Here is an 8,012-nt window from a genome sequence, read left to right as displayed (position 1 = left end):
TCGCGGGCTCCGCGTGATCCGCGTGAGGAAGTTCTGTGTGCGGTGTTCGCTGAAGTTCTGGGTCTGGACAAGGTGGGGATCGATGACAGTTTCTTCGATCTGGGCGGTCACTCCCTCCTCGCCACCCGCATCGTCAGCCGCATCCGCACCACTCTCGGCGTCGAGCTTCCGCTTCGGGCGCTGTTCGAGACCCCGACCGTCGCCCAACTCGCCGCCCGCATAGGCGAGGCAGACGCCGCGCGCGCTGCGCTCGTCGTGGCGGAGAGGCCGGCACGCGTTCCGCTGTCGTACGCCCAGCGGCGGCTGTGGTTCCTCAACCGGTTCGAGGGCCAGGACTCCGCGACGTACAACCTGCCCATTGTCCTGCGTCTCACGGGCGACCTGGACCGTGCCGTGCTCGCAGCGGCTCTGCGTGATGTCGTCGAGAGGCACGAATCCCTGCGCACCGTCTTTCCCGAGGGCCCGGACGGCACTCCCTACCAGGAAGTGGTTGCCGGCGCGCGGGCCCACGTCGCGTTGGACGTGACGGCTGCCACCCCGGGCGGCCTGGCGGGCCTGGTCGCCGAGACCACTGGCCAGGGCTTCGACCTGACCTCCGAACCGCCCCTGCGAGCACGTCTTTTCGCGCTGGACGAGGAGATCCACGTCCTGGTGCTGGTGCTTCACCACATCGCGGGAGACGGCTGGTCCATGGCACCGCTGGCGCGGGACGTCGCGGTCGCGTACGAGGCACGGGCTGAGGGCCGTGTCCCGGACTGGGAGCCGCTGCCGGTCCAGTACGCCGACTACACGCTCTGGCAGCAGGCAACGCTGGGTGATGAATCGGACCCGGACAGCGTTCTCAGCGCCCAGCTGGCGTACTGGACGTCGGCCCTGGCCGACCTCCCTGAGCAGCTGGCCGTCCCCATGGACAGGCCGCGTCCGGTCGTCGCCTCGTACCGGGGCGACTCGGTTCCGTTCGAGATCGACGGCGAACTCCACGCGGGGCTCGCCGCGTTGGCCCGGGATTCCGGCGCGAGCGTGTTCATGGTGCTGCAGGCCGCGCTGGCAACGCTGTTGTCCCGGCTGGGAGCGGGTAGCGACATCCCGATCGGCTCGCCGGTCGCCGGCCGTACGGACGAAGCCCTCGACGATCTCGTCGGGTTCTTCGTCAACACACTCGTCCTGCGCACGGACCTCTCCGGTGATCCGACGTTCCGCGAGCTGATCGAGCGCGTACGGGAGACGGACCTGGCGGCATACGCCCACCAGGACGTGCCCTTCGAGCACCTCGTCGAGGCCCTCAACCCGGCACGTTCCATGTCCCGCCACCCGCTCTTCCAGACCATGCTGGTGCTGCAGAACAACGACCGGGCGGACCTCAGCCTGCCCGGCCTGACCGTGTCGACCGGCACGGACATGGGCGTGGTGGCGCCCGCCGCGCGTTTCGACCTCTGCATGTACCTCACGGAGCACCAGGAGGAGGGCGCGGGGCTCGCAGGTGAGCTGGAGTTCGCCATGGACCTCTTCGGCCGGGCGTCGGCGGAGGAACTGGCGGCGCGCTTCACGCGCGTGCTGCGTGCCGCCGTGCTCCGGCCCGACCAAGCACTGAGCGAGGTCGACGTACTCTCCGAGGCGGAGCGGCGCCGGATCGTGGAGGAGTGGAACGACACCGGGGTCGACGTGCTCCAGGCTCCGCTGCCCGACCTGTTCGAGCGGCAGGTGCGGCGTACGCCGGACGCCGTCGCGGTCGTGTACGAAGACGTCGAGGTGACGTACGCCGAGCTGAACTCCCGGGCGAACCAGCTCGCCCGTCTCCTCATGGAGCGGGGCGCGGGGCCGGAGGGGCTGGTCGCGCTCGCGCTGCCGCGTTCGATCGAGCAGGTCGTCGCCGTGTACGCGGTCGTCAAGGCGGGCGCCGCGTACCTGCCGGTCGACCCGGAGTACCCGGTCGACCGGATCGCATACATGCTGGAGGACGCCCGGCCGGTGTGCGTGCTGACCACCCGGGACATGCTGCCCTTCCTGCCGCACGGCGCGTCGACCGTCGTCATGGACGAGCCCGGCTTCGAGGAATCCCTCGCGGTCAGGCCGGACCGCGACGTGCGGGACGAGGAGCGGCGCGCCCGGCTGACGCTGTCGAACCCGGCATACGTGATCTACACCTCCGGATCGACGGGACGCCCGAAGGGCGTCATGATCCCGCACGACGCGATCGTGAACCGATTGGCGTGGATGCAGGCCAAACACCCGCAGGGCGCGGGCGACCGGATCCTGCAGAAGACCCCGACCGGCTTCGACGTGTCGGTGTGGGAGTTCTTCTGGGCCTTGCAGGTCGGCGCGACCCTCGTGGTGGCGAAGCCCGGCGGGCACCGGGACCCGGCCTACCTGGTCGAGGTCATCAACGCGAAGCGGGTGACCACCCTGCAGTTCGTGCCGTCGATGCTTGCCGTCTTCCTCGCGGAGCCCGCCTCGGCCACGTGCTCTTCGCTGCACACCGTCATCCTCGGCGGCGAGGCACTCTCCCTTGAGCTGGCCGACAAGTTCCGTACGACGCTGATCGAGGCCCGCCTCTACAACCTGTATGGGCCCACTGAGGCCTCCATCGATGTCACCCGCTGGCCGTACCGCTACGAGCCGGGTGCCTCCAGCGTGCCGATCGGTGCTCCTGTGTGGAACACCCGCGCGTACGTCCTCGACGCGAGACTGCGGGCCGTCCCGACCGGCGTGGCCGGAGAGCTGTACGTGTCCGGTGTACAGCTCGCGCGCGGATACGTGAACCGACAGGCCCTCACCGCCGAGCGCTTCGTCGCCAACCCCTATGGCCCGCCCGGCGAACGCATGTACCGCACGGGTGACCTGGTGCGCTGGCGTGCCGACGGGAACATCGAGTTCCTGGGGCGCACCGACTTCCAGGTCAAGATCCGTGGGTTCCGGGTGGAACTGGGCGAGGTCGAATCGGCCGTGGCCGCACACCCGTTGGTGGAGCAGGCCGTCGTCGCGGTGCACGCCCCGGGCGAGGCCGACGCCCGGCTGGTGGCGTACGTCGTCCCCGTCGCGGGCGGCGCGGAGGGATTCGATCCGGGCGCGGTGCGGAAGTCCGTCGGCGAGAGGCTGCCGGAGTTCATGGTCCCGGCGGTGATGGTCGTGCTGGCAGCGCTGCCGGTGACGGTGAACGGCAAGCTGGACCGCACGGCCCTGCCCGTGCCCGACTTCTCGTCGGTCGTGTCGGGCGGTGCGCCCCGCGACGCCCGGGAGCAGGCGCTGTGCGACCTGTTCGCCGAGGTGCTCGGACTGGGGCGGGTGGGCATCGAGGACAGCTTCTTCGACCTGGGCGGGCACTCATTGCTGGTGACCCGCCTGGTCAACCGCATCCGTACGGAGATGGGAGTGGAGCTACCCCTGCGCGCCCTCTTCGAGGCGCCGAACGTGGCCCTGCTGGCTGAGCGCATCGGCGGCGCGGAGGCCTCGCGGCCCGCGCTGGAGCCGGCGCGGCGGCCTGTCGAGGTACCCCTGTCGTTCGCGCAGCAGCGCCTGTGGTTCCTCAATCGCCTGGAGAGCGGGTCCGGGGCGGCGTACAACATGCCGATCGCCCTGCGCCTGACCGGAGCACTGGATCAGCAAGCGCTGGCGGCCGCTCTCGGCGACGTCGTGGCGCGCCACGAGAGCCTGCGAACCGTGTTCCCGGAGGATGCCGACGGCACGCCGTTCCAGCAGGTAGTCGACGCCTCCGGTGCTGTACCCCTTCCGGTCGAGCACGTGCGGGAGGAGGAGCTGGCGGCGGCCGTCGCGGCCCGGACGGCGCGTGGTTTCGACCTCGCGCACGAACTGCCGCTGAGGGCTTGCCTGTTCGCCGTGAACGAGAGCATCCACGTCCTTGTGGTGGTCCTGCACCACATCGCGGGTGACGGCTGGTCGATGGCACCGCTCGCGCGGGACGTCGCGACCGCGTACGAAGCGCGGGTCACTGGTGGTGCTCCCGCGTGGGAGCCGTTGCCCGTCCAATACGCGGACTACGCGCTGTGGCAGCGGGAACTGCTGGGCGAGGAGTCCGACCCGCAGAGCTTGATGGCCAGTCAGGTGGTGTTCTGGCGGCAGGCCTTGGCGGGGGCACCGGAGCAGCTTGAACTCCCGACGGACCGCCCCAGGCCCGCCGTCGCCTCGTACCGCGGCGGCAGCGTTGGTGTGGAGATCGACGAAGAGCTGCATGCGGGCCTCACGGAACTGGCCCGGGAGACGGGTGCGAGCCTCTTCATGGTGGTCCGCTCCGCGTTGGCCGTGCTGTTGTCGCGGCTGGGAGCGGGGACGGATGTTCCGATCGGTTCGCCGATTGCGGGTCGTACGGATGAGGCGCTGGATGACCTGGTCGGGTTCTTCGTGAACACGCTGGTGCTGCGGACGGATGTGTCGGGTGATCCGACGTTCCGTGAGCTGGTGGAGCGTGTGCGCGTGGCGGACCTGGCGGCGTACGCGAATCAGGACGTGCCGTTCGAGCATCTGGTGGAGGTGCTGAACCCGGCACGTTCCATGTCTCGGCACCCGCTGTTCCAGATCATGCTCGCCTTCCAGAACACCACGCCGCCCGTCCTGAGCCTCGGCGACCTCGATATCGCGGTTGAGCAGGCACCCTCGGGCGCCGTGAAGTTCGATCTCTCCCTCAGCCTCGACGAGACCTTCGCCCCCACCCCCACTACTGCGGCGTCCAAGGCCGGACGTCGCCCCGGGGGGATCACCGGCACATGGAGTTACGCCGCTGACCTCTTCGATCGCGAAACGGTCGAGGAGATGGCGAGCCGGTTCGTTCGTGTGCTGCGCGGACTGGTCGCTGACCCGGACCAGCCCGTGACACAGGCGGAGATCCTGGCCCCGCGGGAGCGTCGGCGCCTGCTGGGTGAGTGGAGCTCGCCAAGCGGGGAGGCGACCATGCCCGCGCTGACGTTCCCCGCGATGTTCGAAGCGCAAGCGGCCCGTACGCCGGACGCGCCGGCCGTGGACGGCGGCGGCGACGTTCTCACGTACGCGGAACTCAATGCCCGAGCCAACCGGCTCGCGCGACGCCTGATCGAGCTCGGTGCGGGACCGGAGCGCGTGGTGGCGGTGGCCGTGCCGAGATCGATCGACGGGATCGTCACCCTGATCGCGGTCATGAAGTCGGGCGCCGCCTACCTTCCGCTGGACGTGGACTACCCCGCGCAGCGCATCGTCTACATGGTCGAGGACGCGGCCGCGGTCTGTGCCGTCACGCTCGCCGACAGCGATGTCGCGTTGCCGCCCGGACTGCCTGTCGTCACGGTGGATGTCGGCGCGCCGGACGAGGCCACGGATATCAACCACGCCCATGACCTGCGGGAAGAGGAGCTGTCAACGCCGCTGCTCGCCTCGCACCGGGCCTACGTCATGTACACCTCGGGCTCCACGGGCCACCCCAAGGGTGTGATGATCGAACACCGCGCACTGGCTGCCTATGTGTGCTGGGCGGCGGTCAACCACCCGAGCGCGCGGGAGATCACCGCTCTGCACTCGCCGATCACCTTCGACATGGCAATCACGTCGATGTACACGCCGCTGGTCGTCGGTGGATGTGTACGCATCGTAGACACGTTCCATCGGGATGCCCCTGGTGAGAGCGCGCCCACGGCGGCGGCGCCCATGAAGCCCACGCTCATGAAGGTGACTCCCAGCCACCTCTTGCTCCTCAATGATCTCCCCGACGATCGGTCGCCGTCGGCCGAGCTCGTCGTCGGGGGCGAGGCGCTGGTCGGAGCGGACCTGGCCCTATGGCGCCGGCGCCACCCGAAGGCAACGGTCTTCAACGCCTACGGCCCCACCGAGGTCACCGTCAACTGCACCGAGTACCGGATCGCCTCAGGCACCGATCTCCCGGCCGGCCCCGTGCCGATCGGCCGGCCGCAGGGGACCTCGCGTGTATACGTGCTGGATGCTCGGCTCCAGCCGGTGCCTGCGGGCGTGGCCGGCGAACTGTACGTGGCGGGCGCACAGTTGGCCCGTGGCTATCTGAACCGTCCCGGGCTGACCGCTGAGCGGTTTGTGGCTGATCCGTTCGGTGCTGCGGGCGGGCGCATGTACCGCACCGGCGATCTGGCTCGCTGGCGCGCGGACGGGAACCTGGAATATGCCGGGCGTGCGGACCATCAGGTCAAGCTGCGCGGCTTCCGTATTGAGCTCGGCGAGATTGAGGCGGCACTGGCGGCTCACCCGCGGGTCGCTCAGGTGGCCGTGATCGCGCGTGAGGACAGGTCCGGTGACAAGCGCCTGGTCGCCTACGTCGTGCCGGCTCCCGGACACGCTCCTGACGGCGTGGAACTGCGCGCGTCGCTGGGGAAGCGTCTGCCGGAATTCATGGTGCCGTCGGCGCTGGTCGTCCTGGACGCGCTGCCGCTGACGGTGAACGGGAAGCTGGACCGCCATGCCCTGCCCGCACCCGAGTACGACCCCACGACTGCCTTCCAGGCACCGCGCACGGCACGCGAAGAAGCGCTTTGCGGGGTGTTCGGTGAGGTCCTGGGGCTGGATTCGGTCGGGATCGACGACAGCTTCTTCGATCTGGGCGGGCATTCCCTGCTCGCCACCCGGGTGGCGAGCAGGATTCGCACGGCTCTCGGTGTGGAGGTGCCGCTGTCGGCCCTGTTCGAGGCACCCACCGTCGCTCATCTCGCCGAGCGCATTGGCCGGGCGGACACCGCTCGCACCGCCCTGTCGGCGGTTGAGCGGCCGGCGGAGATTCCGCTGTCGTTCGCCCAGCGGCGCATGTGGTTTCTCAATCGTCTGGAAGGCACGGACGCCTCCACCTACAACATGCCGGTTGTGCTCCGCCTGGATGGCCTGCTTGATCACGAGGCGTTGGCAGCGGCTCTGCAGGATGTGCTGGAGCGGCATGAGTCGTTGCGGACGGTGTTCCCTGAGGGGGCGGATGGCGTCCCCTGCCAGACGATCCGTGGCGCCGGCACCGACCTCATCGAGGTGGAGGCAGAGCCGGCGACGGAGGAGTCGCTGGCTGGTCTGGTGGCCGAGTTCACCGGGCGGGGCTTTGATCTGACCCGTGAGCTGCCCCTGCGCGTGGCCCTTTTTGAGCTGGCTGAGGACAGCAATGTTCTCGTAGTGGTGTTGCACCACATCGCGGGTGACGGCTGGTCGATGGCGCCGCTCTCGCGGGATGTCGCGGCCGCGTACGAGGCGAGAGTGGAAGGCCGGGCAGCGGCGTGGAAGCCGTTGCCGGTGCAGTATGCGGACTACGCACTGTGGCAGCGGGGTTTGCTGGGTGAGGAGTCCGACCCGGGCAGCGTGCTGAACCGGCAGCTGGCGTTCTGGACCGAGGCGCTGTCCGGTGTGCCGGAGCAGTTGGAGCTGCCGACGGATCGGCCGCGGCCTGCGGTGGCCTCCTACCAGGGTGGTCGGGTTGCCTTCCAGGTGAATGAGGAGCTGCACGCGTCGCTGGTTGCGCTGGCCCGGGAGTCGGGTGCGAGCGTGTTCATGGTGCTCCAGGCCGCGTTCGCCGCTCTTCTGTCGCGGTTGGGTGCGGGTACGGATATTCCGATTGGTTCGCCGATTGCGGGTCGTACGGATGAGGCGCTGGATGATCTGGTCGGGTTCTTTGTGAACACGCTGGTGCTGCGGACGGATGTGTCGGGTGATCCGACGTTCCGTGAGCTGATCGAGCGTGTGCGGGAGGCGGACTTGGCGGCGTACGCCCACCAGGATGTTCCCTTCGAGCACCTGGTGGAGGTTCTCAATCCGGCGCGGTCGCTGTCCCGCCACCCGCTCTTCCAGGTCATGCTCGCCTTTCAGAACAACGCCCAAGCTGAGCTCCAGCTCCCAGGCGTCACGCTCACGGCCGAAGTGGCCGAGGCGGACACCGCGAAGTTCGATCTGCTGCTAAGGGTCGCCGAGCGGGAGTCGGCTGTTGGGGGCATGGACTGTCATCTGGAGTTTGCGACTGACTTGTTTGATCGTTCCTCGGTTGTGGGTTTGGTGGAGCGGTTTGTTCGTTTGTTGGGTGGGGTGGTGGTGTCGCC

The 8,012-nt window shown here is 69.1% G+C and carries 1 protein-coding gene; it reads left to right on the top strand.

Features of this window, described 5'->3' with window-relative positions; all coding sequences use genetic code 11:
* Positions 1-8,012 (top strand): amino acid adenylation domain-containing protein (locus ACZ6S6_RS37570; RefSeq protein ID WP_469709509.1); only part of this gene is annotated, 8,012 nt, incomplete at both ends.

Source organism: Streptomyces sp. NPDC048671 (genome assembly GCF_055587045.1).
This window is presented reverse-complemented; position numbering and strand designations above follow the sequence as displayed.